This window comes from Agromyces sp. NPDC056389 (assembly GCF_042262385.1).
GTDB lineage: Bacteria > Actinomycetota > Actinomycetes > Actinomycetales > Microbacteriaceae > Agromyces.
This window is the reverse complement of record NZ_JBHJPN010000001.1, coordinates 469,503-494,476: the sequence shown is the minus strand read 5'-3', so window position 1 is coordinate 494,476 and position 24,974 is coordinate 469,503. Positions and strand designations below refer to the sequence as shown.

Sequence of the window (24,974 nt, the reverse complement as noted above, 5' to 3'; positions counted from 1 at the left end):
CGTGCGAGTGCTCGGCATCGACCCCGGCCTCACGCGATGCGGCGTGGGCGTCGTCGATGTCGAGCCGAACCGCACGGCGCGACTCGTCGACGTCGTCGTGCTGCGCTCGCCCGCCGAGCTCGACACCCCGCGCCGGCTCGTGCGCATCGCCGAGGGACTCGAGGCGATCATCGAGGAGCACCGGCCGCAGGCCGTCGCCCTCGAGCGCGTGTTCGCCCGCAGCGACGTCTCGACGATCATGGGCACGGCCCAGATCTCGGGCGTCGCCATGCTGATCGCCGCCCGCCGCGCCCTGCCGGTCGCGCTGCACACGCCGAGCGAGGTCAAGGCCGCGATCACCGGATACGGCCGCGCCGACAAGAAGCAGGTGGGCGCAATGGTCGCACGCATCCTCGGCCTCGACGAGGTGCCGAAGCCGGCGGATGCCGCGGACGCCCTCGCCCTGGCGATCTGCCATGCCTGGCGCACCGGGGGAGTCGCGGGCGCCGCGGTCCGCGACGGCGCCGACGACGCTGCCGGCGATTCCGCGCTCACGCCGGCGCAGCGTGCGTGGCTCGCCGCGGAGCGCTCCGCCTCCGTGTCGGGGGCGGCCCGTAGGCTGAAGCGGTGATCTCCTCTCTTCGTGGCCGTGTGCTCGCAGCTGCCGGTGGTTCGGTCGTGATCGAGGTCGGCGGGGTGGGGTTCCACGTCAACACGACGCCGGCGCTGGCCCTCTCGATGCGCGAGGGGCACGAGGCATCCGTGCACACGACGCTCGTCGTGCGCGAAGACTCGCTAACCCTCTTCGGCTTCGCCACTCGCGACGAGCTCGACGTCTTCGACCTCCTGATCGGGGTCACCGGCGTCGGGCCGAAGTCGGCGCTCGGCGTGCTCTCGGTGCTCTCGCCCGGGCAGATCGCCGAGGCCGTGCAGCGCGACGACGACGCCGTGTTCCGCAAGGTGAGCGGCATCGGCCCGAAGACCGCGAAGCTCATCACCGTCTCGCTGGCCGGCAAGCTCGTCGCACCCGCCGTGTCGACGCCGCACGCACCCGTCGTCGCAGGCGGTGCAGCCGACAGCGTGCTCGCAGCGCTCACGGGCCTCGGCTGGTCGGAGCGGGTCGCGGCGGAGGCCGTCGACGAGACGATCGCCGCGGTGACCGACATCGAAGCAACCTCGGTGCCCACGCTGCTGCGGCTCACGCTCGCACGGCTCGGCCCCGCGCAGCAGACGGGGCGGGCGCGATGAGCGACGACCTCGACCTGACCGACCCGGTGCTCGCCTCAGAGGCCGAGCTCGCGTTCGAGGGTGCCCTGCGACCGAAGAGCCTCGGCGAGTTCGTCGGCCAGACCCGTGTGCGCGGCCAGTTGCAGCTGCTGCTCACCGCGGCGACCCTGCAGCAGCGCACGCCCGACCACATCCTGCTCGCGGGCCCGCCCGGGCTCGGCAAGACCACCCTCGCGATGATCGTCGCCCACGAGGGCGGGCGACCCCTGCGCATGTCGAGCGGTCCCGCCATTCAGCACGCCGGCGACCTCGCGGCCATCCTGAGCTCGCTCGTGCCGGGCGAGGTGCTCTTCATCGACGAGATCCACCGCATGGCGCGTTCGGCCGAAGAGATGCTGTACCTCGCCATGGAGGACTTCCGCATCGACATCATGGTCGGCAAGGGGGCCGGGGCGACCTCCGTGCCGCTCGACCTGTCGCCGTTCACGCTCGTCGGGGCGACCACGCGCGCCGGGCTCCTGCCCAACCCGCTGCGCGACCGCTTCGGCTTCACGGCCCACCTCGAGTTCTACGACGAGGCGGAGCTCGAGCAGGTGCTCGAACGTGCCGGTTCGATGCTCGGTCTCGACGCCGATCGCGAAGCGCTCGCCGAGATCGCCGGGCGCTGCCGCGGCACTCCTCGCATCGCGAACCGCCTGCTCCGCCGGGTGCGCGACTACGCGCTCGTCCACGGCGAACGTGCCGACCTCGCCGCGGTTCGTGCGGCGCTCGAGCTCTACGACGTCGATCCCCTCGGCCTCGACCGCCTCGACCGCGCGGTCATGGAGATGATCCTCACGCGCTTCGGAGGCGGACCCGTCGGTCTCAACACACTCGCCGTCTCGGTCGGCGAAGAGGCCGAGACGATCGAGGCCGTCGTCGAGCCGTTCCTCGTGCGCATCGGGCTCATCACTCGCACTCCGAGGGGTCGCATGGCGACACCCGCGGCATGGCGTCACTTCGGTCTCGCGGCGCATGCACCCGATGCGGCAGCGGCGCTTCCGATCGATGACCTATAATCCTTGAAGCTGACCCCTCAGCACCGATGACTTCGTGCGCGCGCCGCACTCCGGAAGGTACTTCTCCTCTCATGACGTTCGATCCGTTCACCATCATCATGCTCGCCGTCCTGGCGGTGCTCATCTTCTTCATGTTCCGCAACTCGCGCAAGCGTCAGGCCGACGCCCGCGAACTGCAGTCGAAGGTGCAGCCTGGCGCGAAGGTGATGACCAACTTCGGCGTCTTCGGCACCATCCTCTCGATCGATGAAGACGAGAACCAGGTGCTCCTCGAGACCTCGCCCGGCACCGTCCTCACCGTGCACCGTCAGACGGTCGCACGCGTCGTCGAGCCCAAGGTCGACGTCGTCGAAGAGACCGCTGGGATCGAGGGCGAGCCCGAGTTCGGCGAGCGCCTCGACGCCGAGACCGACGCGACCTCGACGGACGCGACCGACGAGAAGCCCGACACCAAGAAGTCGGACGACTAAGACTCAACCCGAGGCTGGGCCCGTGCGCTGACGCGCGGGCTCTCTGCAGAGAAAGCGGAACACGTGGCTGCACCATCCAAGCGGTCATCCCGGCCGACCCCCGTGCGCAAGGCATGGAGATCACTCATCTGGCTGGGTGTCATCATCGCGCTGCTGTTCGGCATCAATGCCGCCGGCGTCATCTGGGGCGGCGGGTCGTGGAGCCCGAAGCTCGCGCTCGACCTCGAGGGCGGCACGCAGATCATCCTCGAGCCGAAGGTCGAGACCGGAGCGAGCGTCTCTCAGGAGCAGCTCGACCAGGCCGTGTCGATCATCCGCCAGCGCGTCGACGCCTCGGGCGTCTCCGAAGCCGAGATCAACACCGAGGGCCAGAACGTCGTCGTCCGCATTCCGGGCGAACTCGACGACCAGACCCGGGCGCGCATCCAGCAGTCGGCGAAGCTCGAGCTCCGTGCAGTGCTGCTCGCCGACGCGGCGACCGACACGTCGATCGATCCGAGCGCGAGCCCTGAACCGACCGAGGCGCCCGCCGAAGAGCTCGAGTCGACGCCGACCGCCAAGCCGACCGACGGCAGCGACCCCTCGTGGATCACGCCCGCGCTGCAGCAGCAGTTCGACGACTTCGACTGCGCGGAGATCGACGAGAACTCGGCGAACGTCGCACCGGCCGACGAACCGCTCGTCACGTGCGACGTCAGCCGCACCGCGAAGTACCTGCTCGGCCCGGTCGAGGCGAGCGGCGAGAACATCGTCGACGCCACCAACGGCATGGTGCAGACCCAGACCGGTGCATCGACGGGCCAGTGGGCCGTCAACATCGTCTTCGATGCAGAGGGCACCGAAGACTTCGCCACGGTCAGCACGCGGCTGTACGGCCTGCAGGGCCAGACGCCTCGCGACCAGTTCGCGTTCGTGCTCGACGGTCAGGTGCTGACCGCACCGTCGATGAACGGTGCGATCACCGACGGCAAGCCGCAGATCACGGGCAGCTTCGACCAGGCCTCGTCGAAGGCACTCGCCGACCAGCTGAAGTTCGGTGCACTGCCGATCAGCTTCACGGTGCAGTCCTCCGACACGATCTCGCCCACACTCGGCACCTCGCAGCTCCAGTCCGGCCTCATCGCCGGCCTCATCGGCCTGATCCTCGTGGTGATCTACACGATCTTCCAGTACCGCGCACTCGCGTCGGTCACGATCGCCTCGCTCGTGATCGTGGGCATCATCACCTACCTGATGATCACGATCCTGTCGTGGCGCGAGGGCTACCGCCTGTCGTTGGCCGGCATCGCGGGCCTCATCGTCTCGATCGGCTTCACAGCCGACTCGTTCATCATCTACTTCGAACGCGTTCGAGACGAGCTCCGCGATGGCAGGGCACTCGTCGGCGCGGTCGAGGCGGGTTGGAAGCGCGCCTTCCGAACCGTGCTCGCGTCGAAGGCCACCAACCTGCTCGCGGCCATCGTGCTGTTCGTGCTCGCCGTCGGCAGCGTCAAGGGCTTCGCGTACACACTCGGTCTCACCACGATCATCGACGTCGTCGTGGTCATCCTGTTCACGCACCCGATGCTGCAGCTGCTCGCGCAGACCCGCTTCTTCTCCAGCGGCAACCCCTGGTCGGGCCTCGACCCGAACGCGCTCGGCGCCGTGTACCGCGGCCGTGCCGAGTTCCGCAAGCCCGTCGGACAGCCCGCGAAGAAGACCGCGGCAAGCGCCAAGGAAGCGCAGCGCCGCCAGACGATCGCCGAACGGAAGGCCGCTGCATCAGTGGGCGCCTCCGATTCGTCCGACGAAGGGAAGGAGTCCTGATGGCGAACCGTCTCACGACCTTCGGCAACGACCTCTACACCGGCAAGCGCTCGTTCAACTTCGTCGGCGGCCGCAAGAAGTGGTACACGATCGCCGGGATCCTGATCCTGCTGTCGGTCGTCGTGCCGCTCCTCACCGGCGTCAACTTCAGCATCGAGTTCCGCGGCGGATCCCAGTTCCAGATCGCCGAGGTCGAGAACGCCACGCCTGAGCCCGCGATCGAAGCGGTGCACTCCGTGGTGCCCGACGCAGAGGTGCGGGTCGCGATCGTCGGCGGAACCGGCGTGCGCGTGCAGACCGACCAGCTCGAGCAAGCGGATTCCGAAGACGTGAGCGGCGCCCTCGCCGAGGCGTACGACGTTCCCGAGTCAGAGGTCACGTCCTCGTTCATCGGCCCCAGCTGGGGCGCGGATGTCACTCGGCAGGCCCTCGTCGGCCTCGTCGCGTTCCTCCTCCTCGCGGGCATCATCATGGCGTTGTACTTCCGAACCTGGAAGATGTCGCTCGCAGCGATCCTCGCCCTGATCGGCGACCTCGTCGTGACCGTGGGCATCTACGCCGCTGTCGGATTCGAGATCAGCCCGGCAGCGACCATCGGTATCCTCACGATCCTCAGCTACTCGCTGTACGACACCGTCGTGGTCTTCGACAAGATCCGAGAGAATACCGCCGAAGACGGCCAGGAGTCTCGGCGCACCTTCGCCGAATCCGTGAACCTCGCGGTGAACCAGACCCTCGTGCGCTCGATCAACACGAGCGTCGTGGCCGCGCTGCCCGTCGCGGCGATCCTCTTCATCGGTGCCGGCGTGCTCGGAGCGGACACGCTCCGCGACATCTCCCTGGCGCTGCTGATCGGCATCCTCGTGGGCACCTGGTCGACGGTGTTCGTCGCTGCGCCGCTCTACTCGCAGCTGCGCGAGGGCGAGCCGGCGATCCACCGACACGATCAGAAGGTCCTGAAGGAGCGTGAGCGCGCGACATCCGTTTCGTCGGGAGCCGACGCGCCACCCACCGCATGATGTTCGCGGCGGGCGTGAGCCGTGTGGCACGTCGAAGCCTCCGGAGCGGCGATAATTGAGTTCCGGAGGTGAGCGATGACGGAGACGGGTGTCAACTCGACGGCATCGCTGCGCCGTCTGGTGCCCCGCATCTTCTCGAAGGCGCAGCCGTCGGGTGCCGTCGACACGCTCATGCGCACGGTGCGGATGCACCATCCGAAGGCCGATCTCTCCCTCATCGAACGCGCCTACACGGTCGCCGAGCGAGCGCACGAGGGACAGAAGCGCAAGAGCGGTGAGCCGTACATCACCCACCCGATCGCGGTCGCGCAGATCCTCGCGGATCTCGGCATCGGGTCGAAGACGGTCGCGGCGGCGCTGCTGCACGACACCGTCGAAGACACCGCGTACACGCTCGACCAGGTACGCGCGGACTTCGGCGACGAGATCGCGATGCTCGTCGACGGCGTCACCAAGCTCGACAAGGTCAAGTACGGCGACTCCACGCAGGCGGAGACCGTTCGCAAGATGATCGTCGCGATGTCGAAGGACATCCGAGTGCTGATCATCAAGCTCGCCGACCGGCTGCACAATGCGCGCACGTGGGGCTTCGTGCCCGCGGCATCCGCTGCCCGCAAGGCGACCGAGACGCTCGAGATCTATGCGCCGCTCGCGCATCGCCTCGGTATCCAGACGATCAAGTGGGAGCTCGAAGACCTCTCGTTCGCCGTGCTCTACCCGAAGCTCTACGCCGAGATCGAGAGCCTCGTCAAGCAGCGCACCCCGCAGCGCGAAGAGTTCGTGCAGAACGTCATCGATCTCATCACCGACGACCTGAAGGCCGCGAAGATCCGCGGCAAGGTCGTGGGGCGCCCCAAGCAGTACTACTCGATCTACCAGAAGATGATCGTGCGGGGCCGGGACTTCGACGAGATCTACGACCTCGTCGGCATCCGGGTGCTCGTGAACTCGGTGCGCGACTGCTATGCGGTGCTCGGCGCGATCCACGCGAGGTGGACTCCGCTGCCCGGCCGCTTCAAGGACTACATCGCGACGCCGAAGTTCAACCTGTACCAGTCACTGCACACGACCGTCATCGGCCCGAAGGGGCGTGCGGTCGAGATCCAGATCCGCACGCACGACATGCACCAGCGCGCCGAGTACGGTGTCGCGGCGCACTGGAAGTACAAGGAACGCATGGCGGGCGGACGCACCGCCGACAAGTCCGGCCAGAACGAGACCGACATGGCGTGGCTCGCCCACATCTCCGACTGGCAGGCCGAGACCGCCGACCCGGGGGAGTTCCTCGATTCGCTGCGGTTCGAGATCGGCGCCAAAGAGGTCTACGTGTTCACGCCGAAGGGTCGGGTGATCGGCCTGCCGGCGGGCGCGACGCCCGTCGACTTCGCGTATGCCGTGCACACCGAGGTCGGACATCGCACGATGGGTGCGAAGGTCAACGGCCGTCTCGTCCCGCTCGAGAGCGAGCTGTCGAGCGGCGACGTCGTCGAGGTGTTCACCTCGAAGAACCCCGACTCGGGGCCGAGTAAAGACTGGCTCACCTTCGTCAAGAGCCCTCGCGCCCGCAACAAGATCCGTCAGTGGTTCACCAAGGAGCGACGCGACGAGGCGATCGAGCAGGGCCGCGACGCGATCGCCCGCGCCATGCGCAAGCAGAACCTGCCGCTGCAGAAGCTCATGAACCAGGAGTCCTTCGCCGAGGTGGCAGCGCAGCTGCGGTACGACGATGTCTCCTCGCTGTACGCCGCCGTCGGCGAAGGCCACGTGTCGACGCAGTCGGTGCTCGAGAAGGTCGTCGCGCTCGTGCGCGACGTCGACGAGGGCGACGAGCCCGACCTGCCGATTCCGGTGCGCTCACGGCCATTGCCGCGGCACTCGGACTCCGGGGTGCTCGTGCGCGGAGCGCCCGACATCCTCGTGAAGCTCGCCCGATGCTGCACTCCGGTGCCGGGCGACGAGATCGTCGGGTTCGTCACGCGCGGCGCAGGCGTCTCGGTGCACCAGGCGAGCTGCCACAACGTGCAGAGCCTCATGCAGGAGCCCGAGCGCATGATCGACGTCGAGTGGGCGCCGAGCTCGAAGAGCGTCTTCCTCGTGCAGATCCAGATCGAGGCGCTCGACCGTGCCGGGCTGCTCTCCGACGTCACGAGGGTGTTGTCGGAACACCACGTCAACATCCTCTCCGCGAACGTCTCGACCTCCACCGACCGCCTCGCGCTCAGCCGGTTCGTCTTCGAGATGGGCGACACGACGCACCTCGACCGTGTGCTCAACGCGGTGCGGCGCATCGATGCCGTCTACGACGTCTACCGCGTCAGCGACGGCTGACGGCCGACGTCCGCCCCTGCTCAGCCCCCTCGCGGGCGAGCATCGCGTCGACGCGCTCGAGTCGTTCGAGGGCGAGCCCGCGATGCGGCATTCGGTTGGCATCGTCGAGACGCCGTCGCAATCGGGCGAGGAGCCGTGGATCGTCGGTGCAGAGCGCCACGACGATGGACTCGACCTCGCGATCGTCTTCCGCGGGTTCACGGAGCAGGTCGAAGCCCGTGCGCAGCGGCGTCGTGCATTGCGCGAACGCGAACTCGATGATCTCGTCCTGCTCGATCGCGACCTCTCGTACGACGAGGCGGGGCGCGGAGACCGCCGCGACCCGTGCCGTGCGGGGCACGCAGAACTGGGCGATCGCCGGGGGAGAGGGCAGCGCACCGTGCACCCACGCCGCCGAGCGTCGCTCGATCACCAGGACGCGCGGGGCGCGCAGCGCGATGGCCGCTGCACGCAACGAGGGCAGATCGGGTTCGTCGACCGGCGCCCACCCGTCGTCGATCGGCATGAGTTCACCGTCGATGCGGGCCGCGCAGAGCTCGGCGAGCGGGAGATCGTCGATGCTGAGCACGTTCGGGAGCTTGGCCATACCGACATGCTGCGGCACGCGTGCCGTTCAGGATGCAGGCACGCGCGATCTGTGGAGAACGATGCCTCGCATCGGGTGATCGCGGCCGGGACCGCGATCACCACGAGACGGACTCAGCCGCCGACGGCCTTCAGCCATGCGCGGCGGGCGTCGAGGGCTTCGCGAGCGGATGCCGCGGCCTTCGCGTCGCCGGCTGCCTCTGCGGCGGCGAGCTCGGCCTCGAGCTTGTCGATCGCGTCGTGCAGCTGGCCGAGCATGCCCTCCGAGCGTGCCTTCTTCTCGGGGTCCTCGCGCTGCCAGCGCTCCTCCTCGAGCGACTTCACGTGATTCTCGATCTTGCGGAGGCGGTCTTCGACGACCCGCACCTGGTCGCGCGGGACCTTGCCGATCTCATCCCACTTGCGCTGGATCTTGTTGAGATCGGCGCGGGCCTGCTTCGGATCCTTCGCGGTGAGCAGCGGCTCGGCCTCGGTGAGGAGCGCGAGCTTCTCGTCGAGGTTGGCGCGGTAGCTCTCGTCCTCCTGCGCGTCGATCTCGGCCTTGGCACCGAAGAGCACGTCGCCCGCAGCCTTGAACTTCGCCCAGAGCGCGTCGTCGAGCTTCTTGCCGGCGCGACCGGCGAGCTTCCACTCGTCGAGGAGGTGCCGGTAGTCGCCCACCGCATCGGCGCCGCGCGGCGCGAGCGCCTCGGCGCGTTCGATGAGCGCCTGCTTGCGCGACCGCACGTCGCGGTGCGCGGCGTCGAGCTCGGCGAAGAACGCCTTGCGGTGCGTCTCGATCGTCGAGCGGGCGGCACGGAATCGCTTCCAGAGCTCGTTGGCCTCGTTCTTCGGCAGGCGGGGGCCGTCTTGCTGGTGGCGCTGCCAGCGCGCGAAGAGATCGTCGAGCTCGGCGGTGGCCTGCTTCCACTGCGTCTTCGCGGGGTCGCCGGCCGCGAGGGCCTCGGCGGCCTCGACGATCGCGGTTCGCTCGGCGACGGCCTCGGCGACCGCGGCCTTCGACTCCGCCTGCTGCTGTTCCGTCAGTTCCTTCGTCGTGCCCGAGAGCGCTTCGAGGCGGCGGGCGAGTGACTCGAGGTCGCCGACCGCGTTGGCCGTGGAGACCGAGGACTGGAGGGTGGTGACGGCCTTCGCGACATCCGCTGCCGGTGCCCCGCGGCGCACTCGCTGCTCGAGCAGGCCCACTTGGCCCGCGAGGTCGGCGTACTTGCGCTCGAAGTAGGCGAGCGCCTCTTCAGCCGAACCGTCGGGGTACTGCCCGACCGCTCGTTCGCCGTCGCTCGTGCGCACGAAGACGGTACCCGTCTCGTCGACGCGGCCCCACGGTTGCTGATCTGAATCGGTCACGGCCTCACCCTGTCGTATGTCGGATGCCGCCCGGAGGCGACGTTGACGGCATCAAGCCTATTGCACCGCCGAGGGGCGGCGCGGGCGGTCACTCGATCGTGAACGCCGTGATGGTGGTCGGCACGGCGGGAGCGCCGTCGCCGGCACCGTCGCTCGTGCCCGCGTCGATGACCCCGGCCCGGAGCGCGTCGAGTCCGCTCGTCACCTTTCCGATCACGGTGTAGCCACCGGTGTCGCCCGGCAGGGTCGTGTCTTCGTAGACGATGAAGAACTGGCTGCCCTGGCTGTACTGCGACGCGGCACGAGCCATCGCGATCGTGCCTGCGGGGTAGACGCCATCGGCCGGAACGTTCTCGACCGGGCCGTAGCTGTAGCCGGGGCCACCGGTGCCGTCGCCGCTCGGGTCGCCGCACTGCAGCACCCAGATGCCCTCGGTCGTGAGACGGTGGCAGCTCGTGCCGGTGTAGAAGCCCGACTGGATGAGGCTGATCTCGCTCGAGACGGCCTGCGGGGCGGCCGCGCCGTCGAGCTCGACGCCCAGGGGGATCTCGTTGAGCGTCAGGGTGCCGTTCCAGGTGCGGTCCTCGGCGATGTCGGCGGAGGGCACATCGCCCTGGTTCTCGCCTTCGGCGGGAGTCGGAGTCGGGGTCGCCGTCTCGGTGGCGAGGGGCTCGGCGCCCGGCCCGCTGCTGAAGTAGAAGATCTGCGCGGCCGTCGCGAGGGCGAGCACGACCACGAGTGCGAGCACCGCGATGACGTTGTCGCGGGTGCGTCGGCGCTGCTTCCTGGTGTGGACTTCCTGGCGTGCCTGGTAGGTGCGAAGGCGCGCTCGTTCTTCACGCGTCTGTCGGTCGTTCGATGCCACGCATGCTCCTTCTCGGGACTCCTGCGTGCCGACTCTACGCAAGGCGGGGTGCCCAGACCAATCGCCGCACCGATCCGGTGTCGAGTTCCGGTGTCGGACGCCGCGACGTGCTCGATCGCGTGGTCGCTTCCGGCTCGCGTTCCGGTGTCGGATGCCGCGACGTGCTCGATCGCGTGGTCGCTTCCGGCTCGAGTTCCGGTGTCGGACGCCGCGACGTGGTGGATCGCGTGGTCGGTTCCGGCTCGAGTTCCGGTGTCGGACGCCGCGACTACGCTGGAGGACATGGTGGATTCCGGCCCGGGGCTGCGCTCAGGCGCGACCCCGCTCGCGGTGCGCATGCGCCCGACGAGCCTCGACGAGGTGGCCGGCCAACGGCATCTGCTGACGCCCGGCTCCCCGCTCGTCGCCCTCGCCGGTGATCGATCGGGGGAGTCCGGCTCCGTCTCCGTCATCCTCTGGGGGCCGCCCGGCACCGGCAAGACGACCCTCGCCCAGGCGATCGCCCGCTCGTCGGGTCGCAAGTTCGTCGAACTGTCGGCCGTGACCGCTGGCGTGCGCGACGTGCGCCAGGTCATGGAGGAGGCGCGGGCGAGCCGTGACCTCTACGGACTCTCGACCGTGCTCTTCCTCGACGAGATCCACCGCTTCACGAAGGCCCAGCAAGACGCACTTCTGCCGGGCGTCGAGAACGGCTGGGTCATCCTCGTGGCCGCGACGACCGAGAACCCGTCGTTCTCGGTGATCTCCCCGCTCCTGTCTCGCTCGCTCCTGCTCACCCTCGAACTCCTCACCGACGACGACCTCGGCGTGCTCGTCGACCGAGCCGTCTCCGATCCGCGCGGTCTCGCCGGCAGGGTGGCCCTCGACCCAGAGGCGCGTGCGGCGATCATCCGGCTCGCATCGGGCGACGCGCGCCGTGCGCTCACGGCGCTCGAGGCCGCAGCGGTGGCCGCGGCGCAGTCGGTTCCGCCCGCCGAGACGACGGACGCCGAGGCCGGCGATGGCGCCGACGACGACTCGAGCACCGGCACGGCAGACGCCGGCGACACGGCGACCGACGGCGAGACGGATGCCGCGGCATCCGTTGCACCCGTGATCACGACCGACATCGTGGCGCGCGCGGTCGACCGTGCGCTGCTCCGCTACGACCGCAACGGCGACGAGCACTACGACGTGATCAGCGCCTTCATCAAGTCGGTGCGCGGCAGCGACGTCGACGCGTCGCTGCACTATCTCGCTCGCATGATCGAGGCGGGCGAAGACCCGAGGTTCATCGCGCGGCGCATCATCGTGCTCGCCTCCGAAGACATCGGGCTCGCCGACCCGAGTGCGCTCGGCGTGGCCGTGGCCGCCGCCGACGCCGTCGCGTTCATCGGCATGCCCGAGGGCCGCATCCCGCTCGCCCAGGCGGTCGTGCACCTGGCGACGGCCCCCAAGTCGAACGCGGCGTACGTCGGCATCGACCGGGCCATCGCCGACGTGCGCGGCGGCAAGGCCGGGCGAGTGCCCAAGCACCTGCGCGACGCGCACTATCCGGGGGCGAAGCGCCTCGGCCACGGCAAGGGGTACAAGTATCCGCATGACGACGACATCGGCGTGGTCGCCCAGGAGTACCTGCCCGATTCACTCCGAGGCGCCGTCTACTACGAGCCGACCGAGCACGGCAACGAGCGCGAGGTCTCGGCGCGACTCGCGAAGCTGCGGCGCATCGTGCGCGGCGGGCGCTGAGCGCCGGCGAGCGGCCTGAGCGCCCGTGTCGGGGCGCCCCACGCCATCGTGATATCATTTCCGTTGGCCTGAAGCCTGATTCTCGAGCGCGGCTGCGAGAGGGTCACCGGCGAACGGGTGCGATCTGTAGCCGATCCACCCTTGGCGAATCCCTCTGACACAGATTCTCGGCGCACGAACGCGCCGAGTATTCACTTGAGATTCTTCCGAAAGGACATTCGTGTCGAACCAGTCACGTAGCAAGACCCGCCTCTCCCGTGCGCTCGGCGTCGCCCTCACCCCGAAGGCCGCCCGCTACATGGAGAAGCGTCCGTACGCTCCCGGCGAGCACGGCCGCACCAAGCGCAAGCAGGACAGCGACTACGCCGTTCGTCTGCGCGAGAAGCAGCGCCTGCGCGCCCAGTACGGCATCCGCGAGAAGCAGCTTCGCATCGCCTTCAACGAGGCCCGCCGCACCGACGGCCTGACCGGTGAGAACCTGGTCGAGCTGCTCGAGATGCGTCTCGACGCCATCGTGCTGCGTGCCGGCTTCGCCCGCACCATCTCGCAGGCGCGCCAGTTCGTGGTGCACCGCCACATCCTCGTCGACGGCCAGCTCGTCGACCGCCCCTCCTTCCGCGTGAAGCCGGGCCAGCTCGTGCACGTCAAGGCACGCAGCGAGGGCACCGAGCCGTTCCAGGTCGCCGCTGCCGGCGGTCACGTCGACGTGCTGCCCAAGCTCCCCGCGTACCTCGAGGTCGAGCTCGACAAGCTCCAGGTGAAGCTCGTCCGTCGCCCGAAGCGCGCCGAGGTCCCCGTGACCTGTGACGTGCAGCTGGTCGTCGAGTACTACGCCGCTCGCTGACGCAGAGCAGTTGAGACAGGGGTCGCGGGATTTCCCGCGGCCCCTGTGTCGTACCCGGCGAGCGCCCGCGGTGCGGCCACTAGACTGATGCGTGGCGTGCCGAGCGCACCGCAAGGCGACACATCGATCAGGGAGCAGGAGCACCTCGTGAAGAGCATTCTGTGGTTCACCGTCGGCGTCGCGGCCGGATTCGCGGTCGCGCACCAGGTCAACCAGACCAAGCAGGGGCGAGACTTCTTCTCCGCGGTGGACGCGAAGGCCCGCGCCTTCGGCCAGGCGATCGCCGAGGGCTACCACGCACGTGACGCCGAGCTCCGCGCCGAGCAGGGCGAAGCGCCCGCGGCTCTCTGAGTCCAGGCGAGCGAAGCCCCACGAATGTGAAGGCCCGGATGACCCGGGCACGACCGAGAACGGAACCATGCAGACTGCCGACATCCGCCAGCGTTGGCTGGACTTCTTCGCCGAGCGCGGCCACACCGTCGTGCCCTCGGCATCACTCGTCTCCGACGACCCCACGCTGCTCTTCACGGTCGCCGGCATGGTGCCGTTCGTCCCGTACCTGACGGGTCTCGTGCCCGCGCCGTACCCTCGCGCGACGAGCGTGCAGAAGTGCATCCGCACGAACGACATCGAAGAGGTCGGCAAGACCCCGCGCCACGGAACGTTCTTCCAGATGAGCGGAAACTTCTCGTTCGGCGACTACTTCAAAGAGGGCGCCATCTCGATGGCGTGGGAACTGCTGACCACGCCCGAGGCCGACGGCGGCTACGGCTTCGATCGCGACGACCTCTGGGTCACCGTCTACGAAGACGACGACGAGGCGATCGAGCTCTGGAAGAAGGTCGCCGACCTGCCCGATGAGCGCATCCAGCGACTCGGCAAGGACACGAACTACTGGCACACCGGCCAGCCCGGCCCGGCCGGCCCCTGCTCCGAGATCTTCTTCGATCGCGGCCCCGAGTACGGCATCGACGGCGGCCCGGCCACCGACGACGACCGGTACGTCGAGATCTGGAACCTCGTCTTCATGCAGTACCTCATCGATGACGTGACGTCGAAGACCGACTTCCGCATCGTGAAGGAACTGCCGAAGAAGAACATCGACACGGGCATGGGGCTCGAGCGCGTCGCCTTCATCAAGCAGGGCGTCGACAACATGTACGAGATCGACCAGGTGCGCCCGGTGCTCGACCGCGCAGCAGAGCTCTCGGGGCGCCGCTACGGCGCGAACCACGACGACGACGTGCGCATGCGCGTCATCGCCGACCACGTGCGCTCGGCGCTCATGCTCATGAGCGACGGCGTGAGCCCGTCGAACGAGGGGCGCGGGTACATCCTGCGCCGTCTCCTGCGCCGCAGCATCCGTGCGATGCGCTTGCTCGGCGTCGAGGGCCCGACCTTCCGCGAGCTCTTCGCCGCGTCGCGCGACGCGATGAAGAGCGCATACCCCGAGGTCGCGAAGGACTACGCGCACATCGAGCAGCTCGCCCTCGGCGAGGAGGAGACCTTCCTCCGCACGCTCACGGCCGGCACGTCGATCCTCGACCTCGCGGTCTCCAAGACGAAGGACTCCGGTCGGGGCGAGCTCGCCGGCGACACGGCGTTCCTCCTGCACGACACCTACGGCTTCCCGATCGAGCTCACGCTCGAGATGGCCGACGAGGCGGGGCTCGCCGTCGATCGTGCTGCGTTCGACACGCTCATGACCGAGCAGCGCTCGCGTGCGAAGGCCGATGCCAAGTCGAAGAAGAAGGTGCTCGCCGACCTCTCGGTGTACGCCGAGTTCCGCGCCAAGGGCGAGACGATCTTCACGGGCTACACCGAGCTCACGACGGCGTCGAGCGTGCTCGGCCTGCTCGTCGACGGTCGACCCGTGCCGTTCGCGACCGCGGGCCAGACCGCCGAGGTGATCCTCGCGGAGACCTCGCTCTACGCGGAGTCCGGCGGTCAGGCCCCCGACCAGGGTCGCATCGTCGGCGACGGCTTCGAACTCGAGGTGCTCGACGTGCAGAAGCCCATCAAGGGCCTCATCAGCCACACCGTGAAGGTGACGAAGGGCGAGGTCGGCGTCGGAGTGCCGGCGACGACGCTCGTCGACGAGCAGTATCGACGCGGCGCGACGCAGGCGCACTCGGGCACGCACCTCGTGCACGCGGCGCTCCGCCAGGTGCTCGGCCCGAACGCGCATCAGTCCGGCTCGTTCAACAAGGCGGGCTACCTGCGTCTCGACTACGGCTGGAATTCCGCCCTCTCGGCCGAGACCCGCAGCGAGATCGAGGAGATCTCGAATGCCGCGATCCGCGACAACCTCGAGGTCGTCACGCGCGAGATGCCGCTCGACGAGGCGAAGTCGCTCGGCGCGATGGCCCTCTTCGGCGAGAAGTACGGCGACGTCGTGCGCGTCGTCGACATCGGCGGCCCCTGGTCGCGCGAACTCTGCGCCGGCACCCACGTGTCGACGAGCGCCGAGGTCGGCATGATCAACATCGTGGGGGAGTCCTCGGTCGGCGCGTCCAACCGCCGCGTGGAGTCGCTCGTCGGCCTCGACGCGTTCCGCCGTTTCGCCTCCGAGCGTGCGCTCGTCTCCGAGCTGACCTCGACGCTGAAGACCCGGCCCGAGCAGCTCGTCGACCGCGTCGGCGAACTCGTCACGAGCCTGAAGGCCGCCGAGAAGCGCATCCAGCAGTTCGAGGCCCGCGCACTCAACGACCGCGTGCCGGCACTCGCCGCGAAGGCCGTGCGCACCGGAGAGGTGCTGCTCGTCGCAGAATCGGTCGGAACGCTCGGCAGCGGTGACGAATTGCGCGCGCTCGCGCTCTCCGTGCGATCGCAGCTCGGCGACGCGGCGTCCGTCGTCGCCCTGACCGCCGAGGTCGGCGGCAAGCCGGTCGCGATCGTCGCTACCTCGCCCGCCGCCCGCGACGCGGGCGCGAACGCCGGTGCACTCGCGAAGACGATGGCCGGGGTGCTCGGCGGCGGCGGCGGCGGCAAGCCCGACCTCGCGCAGGGTGGCGGCAGCGATGTCGCGGCCATTCCGGCCGCCCTCGACGCGGTGCGCTCGGCGCTCCGCGGGTAGTCGCCGTGCGTACCGGGGCGAGGCTCGGGGTCGACGTCGGGCGCGCCCGCATCGGCGTCGCCCGTTGCGACGCCGGCGGCCTGATCGCAACACCGATCGAGACGGTGGCGCGCGCCGCCGACGGCGACGCGGATGTCGCGCGCATCCTCGATCTCGCGCGCGAGTACGAGGTGATCGAGATCGTCGTGGGCAATCCGTTGTCGCTCTCGGGGGCCTCGACGCCGTCGACCGACGATGCGGTAGCGTTCGCGGAGCGACTGGCGAGCACGGGGATCCCGGTGCGCCTCGTCGATGAACGGCTTTCGACCGTGAGCGCCCAACAGGCGCTCCGCGCGACGGGCAAGTCGACCCGCAAGCAACGTCCCATCGTGGATCAGGTTGCAGCCGTTATCATTTTGCAACACGCCATCGACGCCGAGCGGGACTTCAACCGCCCGCCCGGCCGGACGATCGAGATCCCCGAAGGGCGATCCCCCCTGTGACCCAGCCCCCACCCGAGCGCAACGAACACGACCGCGCGACCGCCGACTGGCACGCGATGCTCGCGGGCGATGCGCCGGTGCGCGCGCCCAGAGCAGCGGATGCCGCGCCGCCGACTCCGCCGGCCGACCCGACGCCGACCGGAGCGACTGCGCCGCAGCCGCCCTCGGAGGGGCGGCCCATGACCCGCCGGGAGGCGCGTGAGGCCGAGCAGCGCCAGGCTGCAGAGGCCGAGGCCGCCGCGATCCTCGCCGAGGCAGGCCCGCCGGCGGTGCCCGCGGAGCCGACTCGGCCGGCCGAGTCGGCATTGCCGCTCTTCGAATCGATCGTCGCCGAACCGGCGGCCACGGAGCCCGAGCAGGCCCGGCCGTCGCGCGCCGAGCGCCGCGCCGTCAACACCGACCCGTACGAGCCCGAGAAGCCGAAGCGGCGCGGGGCATGGGGCTGCCTCGTCGGCCTCCTCATCGTCGCCGCGCTCGGTGCAGGCGCGTTCTTCTTCCTCCAGGGGCCGATCAACGCCGTCATCGAGCGGTTCACTCCCGCAGCGGACTTCGAAGGCGCTGGCACCGGTGAAGTCGTGTTCATGATCCACGACGGCGACGTCGGCTCCGACATCGCGACGAACCTCGTCGACGAGGGTGTCACCGCGTCGTACGACGCCTTCTACGACCTCCTGCTCGAGCAGAGCCCCGAGCCCGAGTTCCACCCGGGCGCCTACCAGCTCGCCGAGGAGATGAGCGCGCAGGCTGCGCTGGACGCGCTGCAGGATCCCGCGAACAAGCTCGAGAACACCTTCGTCATCCCCGAGGGGATGTCGCTGCCCGACGCGCTCGTCGCCATCTCCGAGGGCACCGACGTGCCGCTCGAGAACCTGCAGGCGGCCGCCGTCGAGCCGCCCGCGAGTTACGGACTGCCCGCGGAGGCCACGACCCTCGAGGGGTTCCTCTTCCCGGCCACCTACACCCTGGAACCGGGCCTCGACGCGCACGCCGTGCTGCAGACCCTCGTGAACCGGCAGTTCGAGGCCCTCGACGCCGCAGGCGTGCCCGCCGACCAGCGCTGGAGCACGATCGTGCTCGCGTCGATCGTGCAGCGCGAGGCCGGGTCGAACCTCGACGACTTCCCGAAGGTCGCGCGGGTCTTCCAGAACCGCCTCGACCAGGGCATCAACCTCGAGTCCGATGCGACGGTCGCCTACGGCACGGGCAACACGCACACCGTGTGGACGACCGATGAGGAGCGCGCCGACGCGTCGAACCTCTACAACACCTATGCCAACCCGGGCCTTCCGGTCGGGCCGATCGGCAACCCGGGCGATGTGGCGATCAACGCCGCCATCCACCCGGCCGAGGGGTCATGGCTGTTCTTCGTCCCGGTGAACCTGGCGACGGGCGAGACGGTCTTCTCCACCACGGTCGAGGAGCACGAAGCGGCGGTCGCCCGACTGCAGGAATGGTGCGCGCTCGACGAGAACGCCGCGTACTGTGAGTGACCTCCGCAGGCTCGCGGTGCTCGGCTCGCCGATCTCGCACTCCAAGAGCCCTGCGCTGCACCGAGCGGCGTACGACCGGCTCGGCCTGCCGTGGCGGTACTCCGCCGTCGAGATGGACGGCGACCGGCTCGGCGAGTTCATGGGCGGTCTGGATACCGCGTGGCGCGGGCTCTCGCTCACCATGCCACTGAAGCACGACGTGCTGCCGTTGCTCGACGCGATCGACGACGTCGCCGTGATCACCGGCGCCGCGAACACGGTGCTCTTCGACGCCGGCATCAGGCGCGGATTCAACACCGACGTCGGCGGCATCGTGCGGACGCTCCGCGAGGCCGGCGTGCACGAGGTGCCGCGCGGCGTGGTGCTCGGCGGCGGTGCGACGGCAGCTTCGGCGCTCGTCGCGATGTCGGAGCTCGGCGCGCGCGAGGTGCGGGTGCTCGTTCGTCGGCCGGGGGCGGCCGCCCCGCTCGTCGAGCTCGGGTCGCGACTCGATGTGCACGTCGACGAGGGCGGTCTGGCCGAGCTCGCGACGATCGACGGCGCAGCACTCGTCGTCAGCACCGTTCCCGGTGGCACCGACCTCGGCGTCGCGGCATCCGCTGATCTCGTCGCCTCGGCGGCGCTGCTCGATGTCGCCTACGACCCGTGGCCGACTCCGCTCGCGGCCGGCTGGATCGCGGGTGGCGGCACGGTCGTGCACGGACTCGGGATGCTCCTGCACCAGGCACTGCTGCAGGTGCGCATCTTCGTGAACGGCGATCCGAACGAGCCGCTCGACGACGAAGACGCCGTGCTCGACGTCATGCGAGCCGCGGTCGCCTGAACTCGGCTGTCGCCGTCGCCGTCGCCGTCGCCGTCGCCGTCGCCGTCATGCGACGTGCGCGTCCCTGAGCCTGTGGAAGGAGTCGCCGTCGCCGTCATGCGACGTGCGCGTCCCTGAGCCTGTGGAAGGATAGGAACATGCTCCGTTGGCTCACTGCCGGAGAGTCGCACGGCCCTGAGCTGGTCGCGATCCTCGAGGGTCTTCCCGCCGGTATCCCCGTTTCGCTCGACGATATTCGCGCCGACCTCGCGCGCCGCAAACTCGGCTACGGCCGGGGTGCGCGCATGAAGTTCGAGCAGGACGAACTCGCGATCTCGGGCGGTGTGCGCCACGGCTTGAGCCTCGGCAGCCCCGTCGCGCTGCGCATCGGCAACACCGAGTGGCCGAAGTGGCAAGAGGTGATGAGCCCCGAACCCATCGATCCGGCCAAGCTCGGCCGCGGGCGAGGTGCTGCGCTGACCCGCCCGCGACCGGGTCACGCCGACCTCGTCGGCATGCAGAAGTACGGCTTCGACGAGGCCCGCCCGGTGCTCGAGCGCGCGAGTGCTCGTGAGACCGCCGCCCGTGTCGCGCTCGGTGCGGTCGCACGGTCGTTCCTCGCCGAGCTCGGCATCCGGCTCGTCGCCCACACGCTCGCGATCGGTCCCGTCCGGGTGCCCGATGGTCGCCCGCTGCCGACGCCCGACGACGTCGAGCTGCTCGACGCCGATCCGCTGCGGTGCTTCGACCCCGAGACCTCTGCCGCGATGGTCGCGGAGGTCGACCTCGCGCACAAGGAGGGCGACACGCTCGGCGGCGTCGTCGAGGTGCTCGCCTACGGCGTGCCGCCCGGCCTCGGATCCCACGTGCACTGGGACCGGCGTCTCGACGCGCAGCTCGCGGCCGCACTCATGGGCATCCAGGCGATCAAGGGCGTCGAGGTGGGCGACGGATTCGAGACGACCCGCCGCCGCGGCTCGGCCGCGCACGACGAACTGCACGTCGACGGCGGGCGTATCGCGCGCGCGAGCGATCGTGCGGGTGGCACCGAGGGCGGCATGTCCACGGGTACCGTGCTGCGCGTGCGCGCCGGCATGAAGCCCATCGCGACCGTGCCGCACGCATTGCCGACGGTCGACGTCGCCACGGGCGAGGCCGCCGCCGCGCACCACCAGCGCTCCGACGTCGTCGCGGTTCCCGCCGCCGGCGTCGTGGCCGAGGCGATGGTGGCACTCACCCTCGCGAACGCCGTGCTCGAGAAGTTCGGCGGCGACTCGGTCGACGAGACGCGGCGGAACCTCCAGTCGTACCTCGAGGCGATCCCCGACACGCTCCGCACGGCGGGCGCCGCCGCGGCAGATCGTGTCTGACACCCCTCGACTCGCCCTGCCGATCGTGCTCGTCGGCCCCATGGGCGCGGGCAAGTCCCGGGTCGGGCAGCGACTCGCGGCATCCGTCGGCGCCCCCTTCGTCGACACCGACCTGCGCATCGTCGAGCGCTACGGACCCATCGAGGAGATCTTCGACCGCGAGGGCGAGGAGTACTTCCGCATCGTCGAACGCGAGATCGTCGACGAGGCGCTGCGTGAAGAGGCCGTGATCTCGCTCGGCGGCGGCGCCGTGCTGCACGACGACACCCGCGACGACCTCGCCGGCCTGCCCGTCGTCTGGCTGCAGGTCTCCGCGTCGGCGGTGGCACCGCGGCTCACTGGCGGCAACCGCCCGCTGCTCGCCGACGGCGGCATCGAGCGCTGGAGCGCCATCCTCGAGACACGGCGCCCCCTGTACGAGTCGGTCGCCGACTTCAGCATCGACACCTCGCGCCGCTCGGTCGCGCGGATCGTCGACGACATCACCGGGCACTTCGGAGGAACACGATGACCGCAGACGAGACCCGCACGAGCATCCGCGTCGGCGGCGAATCGGGCTACGACGTCATCGTGGGCCGCGGCGTGCTCGCCGAGCTCGGCGACGCGATCGGCACAGAGGCGACCAAGGTGCTCATCGTGCATCCCGCGACCCTCGGCGCGCGTGCAGCAGAGCTGCGCGAGGCGCTCTCCGATCGCTACCAGGTGCTGCTCGCCGAGGTGCCCGATGCCGAGGCCGGCAAGCGCATCGAGGTCGCCGCGTTCTGCTGGCAGGTGCTCGGACAGGCCGACTTCACGCGCACCGACGCGATCGTCGGATTCGGCGGGGGAGCGATCACCGATCTCGCGGGCTTCGTCGCCGCGACCTGGCTGCGCGGCGTGAAGGTCGTGCAGGTGCCGACGACGGTGCTCGGCATGGTCGACGCGGCCGTCGGCGGCAAGACCGGCATCAACACCAACGAGGGCAAGAACCTCGTGGGCGCGTTCCACGCGCCCGCCGTGGTGATCTGCGATCTCGACACGCTCGACACGCTGCCGAAGAACGAGATCCTCGCCGGCTTCGCCGAGATCGTGAAGGCGGGCTTCATCCGCTACCCCGAGATCCTCGACATCATCGAGGCCGACCCCGAGGCCGCGACCGACCCGTCGACACCGCAGTTCCGCCGAGTGGTCGAGCTCGCGATCCGGATGAAGGCCGACGTCGTCTCCGAGGACTTCACCGAGCAGGGGCTCCGCGAGATCCTGAACTACGGGCACACGCTCGGCCACGCGGTCGAGCACGCCGAGCGGTATCAGTGGCGTCACGGCGCCGCGGTCGCCGTGGGCATGGCGTTCGCGGCCGAGCTCGGCCGCCTCTCGGGCCGCCTCCCCGACGAGGTCGCCGACCGGCACAAGCGCGTGCTCGACCTGCTGAGCCTGCCGACGTCGTACCCCGCCGGCCGGTGGAACACGCTCCTCGCGACGATGCAGCGCGACAAGAAGGCCCGGGCAGGCCAGTTGCGCTTCATCGTGCTCGACGACCTGGCGAAGCCGACGGTCATGCTCGCGCCCGACCCGTCACTGCTCTTCGCCGCCTACCAGGAGATCGCATCCTGAGCGATCAGGGCGACGGATGCCTCGGCGCTAGGCTTCTGGCATGACGACGATCCTCGTGCTCAACGGCCCGAACCTCGGCCGGCTCGGCACCCGCGAACCCGAGGTCTACGGCAGCGAGAGCCTCGCCGACATCCGCGACTCGATCGCAGGCTCGGTGCCGGGCGATGTCGAGATCGACCTGCGCCAGAGCGACGACGAGGCCGAGCTGATCGGCTGGATCCACGAGGCCGTCGATCGCAAGCTGCCGGTCGTGCTGAACCCCGCGGCGTTCACCCACTACAGCTACGCGCTGCGCGACGCGGCCGCCCAGCTCAAGCAGGCGGGCGTTCCGCTCGTCGAGGTGCACCTCTCGAACCCGCACACTCGCGAGACGTTCCGCCACACGAGCGTGATCTCGGGCGTCGCGACCGGCGTGATCGCCGGCTTCGGCAGCGATTCGTACCGCATGGCGGTCGAGTGGGTGCTGCGTCACGCCTGAGGTGGGCGTTCTCGCCGCGACATCCGCGTGCATTGGCGCAGTCTCGACCGAGCGACTAAACTCGACCGACTGAACTTCTGCGGCCGATTCCGGCCGAGCCTCTTCGCAACTGAACGGAACACACACGCATGGCAAGCACCGCTGACATCAAGAACGGCGTCGTCCTCTCCATCGACGGTCAGCTCTGGAGCGTCATCGAGTTCCAGCACGTCAAGCCCGGCAAGGGCGGTGCGTTCGTGCGCACCAAGCTGAAGAACGTCGTGTCGGGCAAGACCGTCGACCGCACCTACAACGCGGGCGCGAAGATCGAGATCGAGAACGTCGACCGCCGTGACTTCACGTACCTCTACAGCGATGGCGACGGCTACGTCTTCATGGACCAGACCGACTTCGACCAGCTCACGGTGCCCGGCACCGTCGTCGGCGACGCCGCGAACTTCATGCTCGAGAACCAGTCGGTGACCGTCGCGCTGAACAACGGCAACCCGCTCTACGTCGAGCTGCCCGCGTCGGTCGTGCTCGAGATCACCTACACCGAGCCGGGCCTGCAGGGCGACCGCTCGACCGGCGGCACGAAGCCCGCGACCGTCGAGACCGGCTACGAGATCCAGGTGCCGCTCTTCCTCGAGACCGGCACGAAGGTCAAGGTCGACACCCGCACGGGCGACTACCTCGGCCGCGTGAACGACTAGTGAGCGCTCGTACCAAGGCGCGCAAGCGCGCGCTCGACCTGCTGTACTCGGCCGACATGCGTCAGGTGCCGGTCGAACAGATGCTCGTCGTCGAAGCCGAGAAGGCCGCGAGCGAGCCCGAGCGCGCGGCATCGTGGCTCTACGCGCGCGAGATCGTCGACGGCATCGTCGACAACCGCGCCGAGATCGACGAGCTCATCGAGACGCACTCGCACGGCTGGACCCTCGAGCGCATGCCCGCGGTCGACCGCGCGATCCTGCGCATCGGCGTGTGGGAGATCATCCACAACGACGCCGTGCCCGACCCGGTGGCGATCTCCGAGGCCGTTGAAGCGGCCACGGTGCTCTCGACCGACGACTCGGCCGGCTTCGTGAACGGCCTGCTCGCGGCGATCTCGCACTCGAAGGCCTGACGCCGGCGCTCAGCGCCTGCCGCGACCGCTCACCGGCGGGCGAGCAGCGCCATCGTGTGCTCGACCACCTCGCGCGGTCCGTCGTGGGCCGACAGCGATCTCGCCAGACGCTGCGCATTCGCCCGGTACGAGCCGTCGGCGGTGATCCGCCGCCAGGCGGCGAGGATCGCGCGTGGACGTGGACGCCCGGTGCGCAGGTTCACGCCGGCACCGGCCCACGCCACGCGCGCGGCGATCTCGGGCTTGTCGACGTCGCCGCCCGCGACGATGAGCGGAATGCCGTGTGCGAGGGCGGCGAGCACCCCGCCCCAGCCGCCGTTCGTGATCATGGCGTCGAGGCGGGGCAGCAGCGAGTCGTACGGGACGAACCCCGCCACGCGGGCGTTCGGCGGCGCGGGGAACGGCAGCTCCGCGACATCCGCTCGCCCGGTCGAGGCGACGAGCAGCACCGGCTGCCGCCCGAGGGCCGCGAACGACGGCTCGATGAGGTCGTGGGGATCGACGTTCAGCGTGCCCTGGGTGACGTGCAGGACGGGGTCGGTGCATGACTCGACGTCGTGCCACCACGACGGGAGCGCGGCGTCGTTCGCGCGCGGCCGGGTGAGCTCGCCGACGAACACGACCTGCGTCGCGAGGTCCGAGCGCGGATACTCGAGCTCGGCGACGCCCGAAGCGCAGACGAGCTCGGGCGAGATGAAGGCCTGTTCCAGGGCGAGCTCGTCGGGCGGCAGGCCGGCTCGGGTGCGTTCCTCGGCGTAGGCACGCCGGATCCCTCGAGACGCCACGCGCGTCAGTCCTCGAAGTGCGCGGTCGCGCAGCCGCCCGGTGATGCCCTTGGCCGGCTGGAGCCCGAGTATCGGCGGGGGCAGGTCACGGCTCGGGATGGTCAGCGGCACGATGCTGACCGTCACCCACGGCGTGCCGGTCAGCTCGGACGCGAGATGGGCGCCGATGCTCAGCCCGTCGGCGACGATGACATCCCAGGGTCGCTCGGCGTATGCGCGCGTGAGATCGGCGGCCTGGTCTGCGCCGGTTCGCACGAAGAGCTGCTCGACGTTCGTGAGCATCTGCCGGGGGCCCTTCCTGCCCCGCAGCGCGGGAAAGGTGGCGGGCAGGTCGTGCTCGTCGAAGTCGGGTGCCTCCTGCCAGCGGATGACGCCCGCCCCGAGCTCCTCGAAGCGAGCCGCGTGCGCCGCGCCCGTGTAGACGCGAACACCGTGCCCGGCCGCCAGGAAGGCCTCGGCGACGGCCGCCAGCGGAGCCACATGGCCATGGAACGGCATCACCGCGATCATGACATCGACCATGGACCATTGCAGCAC

General features: G+C 69.7%; 24 protein-coding genes. 20 read left to right on the top strand and 4 right to left on the bottom strand.

From position 1 onward, the window contains the following. The first annotated feature begins 1 nt into the window (after window position 1). From ruvC to ACFCVM_RS02365, 7 genes are all read left to right on the top strand, one after another. A complete protein-coding gene (gene ruvC, locus ACFCVM_RS02395; RefSeq protein WP_375833407.1) occupies window positions 2-610 on the top strand; it encodes a crossover junction endodeoxyribonuclease RuvC in 609 nt (202 codons plus the stop codon). Beyond that, window positions 607-1,227, top strand: a complete 621-nt coding sequence (gene ruvA / locus ACFCVM_RS02390) for a Holliday junction branch migration protein RuvA (protein ID WP_375833405.1) — start codon at window positions 607-609, stop codon at window positions 1,225-1,227. Before ruvC ends, ruvA begins: the two co-directional genes overlap by 4 nt. Continuing rightward, a complete protein-coding gene (gene ruvB / locus ACFCVM_RS02385) occupies window positions 1,224-2,264 on the top strand; it encodes a Holliday junction branch migration DNA helicase RuvB (protein WP_375833402.1) in 1,041 nt (346 codons plus the stop codon). Before ruvA ends, ruvB begins: the two co-directional genes overlap by 4 nt. 71 nt (window positions 2,265-2,335) lie before the next feature. Further along, entirely contained in the window at window positions 2,336-2,734 is a 399-nt protein-coding gene (gene yajC / locus ACFCVM_RS02380) for a preprotein translocase subunit YajC (RefSeq protein ID WP_375833400.1), read from the top strand. A gap of 63 nt (window positions 2,735-2,797) precedes the next feature. Then, entirely contained in the window at window positions 2,798-4,540 is a 1,743-nt protein-coding gene (gene secD / locus ACFCVM_RS02375) for a protein translocase subunit SecD (protein ID WP_375833397.1), read from the top strand. Next, window positions 4,540-5,559 carry a protein translocase subunit SecF gene (gene secF, locus ACFCVM_RS02370; protein ID WP_375833394.1) on the top strand — a complete coding sequence of 340 codons (1,020 nt, stop codon included), beginning with the start codon at window positions 4,540-4,542 and terminating at the stop codon, window positions 5,557-5,559. Before secD ends, secF begins: the two co-directional genes overlap by 1 nt. Before the next feature lie 75 nt (window positions 5,560-5,634). Beyond that, entirely contained in the window at window positions 5,635-7,887 is a 2,253-nt protein-coding gene (locus ACFCVM_RS02365) for a RelA/SpoT family protein (RefSeq protein ID WP_375833391.1), read from the top strand. Here the strand turns inward: ACFCVM_RS02365 and ACFCVM_RS02360 are convergent. From ACFCVM_RS02360 to ACFCVM_RS02350, 3 genes are all read right to left on the bottom strand, one after another. Beyond that, the gene (locus ACFCVM_RS02360; protein ID WP_375833388.1) at window positions 7,874-8,473 is read right to left on the bottom strand and encodes a hypothetical protein; all 600 of its coding nucleotides are present in this window, start codon (window positions 8,471-8,473) and stop codon (window positions 7,874-7,876) included. The genes ACFCVM_RS02365 and ACFCVM_RS02360 overlap by 14 nt on opposite strands. A gap of 113 nt (window positions 8,474-8,586) precedes the next feature. Then, window positions 8,587-9,819, bottom strand: a complete 1,233-nt coding sequence (locus tag ACFCVM_RS02355; protein WP_375833385.1) for a DUF349 domain-containing protein — start codon at window positions 9,817-9,819, stop codon at window positions 8,587-8,589. Between the two features lie 88 nt (window positions 9,820-9,907). After that, complete coding sequence (locus tag ACFCVM_RS02350; protein ID WP_375833383.1) at window positions 9,908-10,684, bottom strand: peptidylprolyl isomerase; 777 nt, start codon at window positions 10,682-10,684, stop codon at window positions 9,908-9,910. A 282-nt stretch (window positions 10,685-10,966) separates the two neighbouring features. Here ACFCVM_RS02350 and ACFCVM_RS02345 point away from each other — a divergent pair, with 282 nt between their 5' ends. The 13 genes from ACFCVM_RS02345 (at window position 10,967) to nusB (ending at window position 23,652) form a co-directional block, all read left to right on the top strand. Further along, complete coding sequence (locus ACFCVM_RS02345) at window positions 10,967-12,412, top strand: replication-associated recombination protein A (protein WP_375833380.1); 1,446 nt, start codon at window positions 10,967-10,969, stop codon at window positions 12,410-12,412. 220 nt (window positions 12,413-12,632) lie between these two features. Next, window positions 12,633-13,256, top strand: coding sequence for a 30S ribosomal protein S4 (gene rpsD / locus ACFCVM_RS02340; RefSeq protein WP_074258913.1), 624 nt, complete (start codon window positions 12,633-12,635; stop codon window positions 13,254-13,256). A gap of 147 nt (window positions 13,257-13,403) precedes the next feature. Next, window positions 13,404-13,607: a hypothetical protein gene (locus ACFCVM_RS02335; RefSeq protein ID WP_375833377.1), complete on the top strand. Its 204-nt coding sequence runs from the start codon at window positions 13,404-13,406 to the stop codon at window positions 13,605-13,607. A 67-nt stretch (window positions 13,608-13,674) separates the two neighbouring features. Further along, window positions 13,675-16,332, top strand: coding sequence for an alanine--tRNA ligase (alaS, locus tag ACFCVM_RS02330; protein ID WP_375833374.1), 2,658 nt, complete (start codon window positions 13,675-13,677; stop codon window positions 16,330-16,332). A 5-nt stretch (window positions 16,333-16,337) separates the two neighbouring features. Beyond that, the gene (gene ruvX / locus ACFCVM_RS02325; protein ID WP_375833371.1) at window positions 16,338-16,814 is read left to right on the top strand and encodes a Holliday junction resolvase RuvX; all 477 of its coding nucleotides are present in this window, start codon (window positions 16,338-16,340) and stop codon (window positions 16,812-16,814) included. After that, window positions 16,811-18,304: an endolytic transglycosylase MltG gene (gene mltG / locus ACFCVM_RS02320; protein ID WP_375833368.1), complete on the top strand. Its 1,494-nt coding sequence runs from the start codon at window positions 16,811-16,813 to the stop codon at window positions 18,302-18,304. Before ruvX ends, mltG begins: the two co-directional genes overlap by 4 nt. Continuing rightward, window positions 18,297-19,127, top strand: a complete 831-nt coding sequence (locus tag ACFCVM_RS02315; protein WP_375833365.1) for a shikimate dehydrogenase — start codon at window positions 18,297-18,299, stop codon at window positions 19,125-19,127. Before mltG ends, ACFCVM_RS02315 begins: the two co-directional genes overlap by 8 nt. A gap of 137 nt (window positions 19,128-19,264) precedes the next feature. Next, on the top strand, window positions 19,265-20,476 hold the full coding sequence (gene aroC, locus ACFCVM_RS02310; protein WP_375833362.1) for a chorismate synthase: 1,212 nt from the start codon (window positions 19,265-19,267) through the stop codon (window positions 20,474-20,476). Beyond that, window positions 20,469-20,987 (top strand): shikimate kinase, encoded by a 519-nt coding sequence (locus ACFCVM_RS02305; protein ID WP_375833361.1) that lies wholly within the window; start codon window positions 20,469-20,471, stop codon window positions 20,985-20,987. The genes aroC and ACFCVM_RS02305 overlap by 8 nt, the downstream gene beginning before the upstream one ends. Next, entirely contained in the window at window positions 20,984-22,069 is a 1,086-nt protein-coding gene (gene aroB, locus ACFCVM_RS02300; RefSeq protein WP_375833359.1) for a 3-dehydroquinate synthase, read from the top strand. The genes ACFCVM_RS02305 and aroB overlap by 4 nt, the downstream gene beginning before the upstream one ends. A gap of 40 nt (window positions 22,070-22,109) precedes the next feature. After that, entirely contained in the window at window positions 22,110-22,547 is a 438-nt protein-coding gene (locus tag ACFCVM_RS02295; RefSeq protein ID WP_375833357.1) for a type II 3-dehydroquinate dehydratase, read from the top strand. A 128-nt stretch (window positions 22,548-22,675) separates the two neighbouring features. After that, entirely contained in the window at window positions 22,676-23,239 is a 564-nt protein-coding gene (gene efp / locus ACFCVM_RS02290; protein ID WP_074258921.1) for an elongation factor P, read from the top strand. Next, window positions 23,239-23,652 carry a transcription antitermination factor NusB gene (nusB, locus tag ACFCVM_RS02285; protein WP_074258922.1) on the top strand — a complete coding sequence of 138 codons (414 nt, stop codon included), beginning with the start codon at window positions 23,239-23,241 and terminating at the stop codon, window positions 23,650-23,652. The genes efp and nusB overlap by 1 nt, the downstream gene beginning before the upstream one ends. A 29-nt stretch (window positions 23,653-23,681) precedes the next feature. Here the strand turns inward: nusB and ACFCVM_RS02280 are convergent, their stop codons facing one another. After that, complete coding sequence (locus tag ACFCVM_RS02280) at window positions 23,682-24,959, bottom strand: glycosyltransferase (protein ID WP_375833355.1); 1,278 nt, start codon at window positions 24,957-24,959, stop codon at window positions 23,682-23,684. Window positions 24,960-24,974: the final 15 nt, after the last annotated feature.

Coding starts and splice junctions, on each gene's coding strand:
- ruvB (WP_375833402.1), top strand. CDS start 1,224: ATGAGCGACGACCTCGACCTGACCGACCCGGTGCTCGCCTCAGAGGCC.
- yajC (WP_375833400.1), top strand. CDS start 2,336: ATGACGTTCGATCCGTTCACCATCATCATGCTCGCCGTCCTGGCGGTG.
- secF (WP_375833394.1), top strand. CDS start 4,540: ATGGCGAACCGTCTCACGACCTTCGGCAACGACCTCTACACCGGCAAG.
- ACFCVM_RS02365 (WP_375833391.1), top strand. CDS start 5,635: ATGACGGAGACGGGTGTCAACTCGACGGCATCGCTGCGCCGTCTGGTG.
- ACFCVM_RS02360 (WP_375833388.1), bottom strand. CDS start 8,473: ATGGCCAAGCTCCCGAACGTGCTCAGCATCGACGATCTCCCGCTCGCC.
- ACFCVM_RS02345 (WP_375833380.1), top strand. CDS start 10,967: ATGGTGGATTCCGGCCCGGGGCTGCGCTCAGGCGCGACCCCGCTCGCG.
- alaS (WP_375833374.1), top strand. CDS start 13,675: ATGCAGACTGCCGACATCCGCCAGCGTTGGCTGGACTTCTTCGCCGAG.
- aroC (WP_375833362.1), top strand. CDS start 19,265: ATGCTCCGTTGGCTCACTGCCGGAGAGTCGCACGGCCCTGAGCTGGTC.
- aroB (WP_375833359.1), top strand. CDS start 20,984: ATGACCGCAGACGAGACCCGCACGAGCATCCGCGTCGGCGGCGAATCG.
- ACFCVM_RS02295 (WP_375833357.1), top strand. CDS start 22,110: ATGACGACGATCCTCGTGCTCAACGGCCCGAACCTCGGCCGGCTCGGC.
- efp (WP_074258921.1), top strand. CDS start 22,676: ATGGCAAGCACCGCTGACATCAAGAACGGCGTCGTCCTCTCCATCGAC.
- ACFCVM_RS02280 (WP_375833355.1), bottom strand. CDS start 24,959: ATGGTCGATGTCATGATCGCGGTGATGCCGTTCCATGGCCATGTGGCT.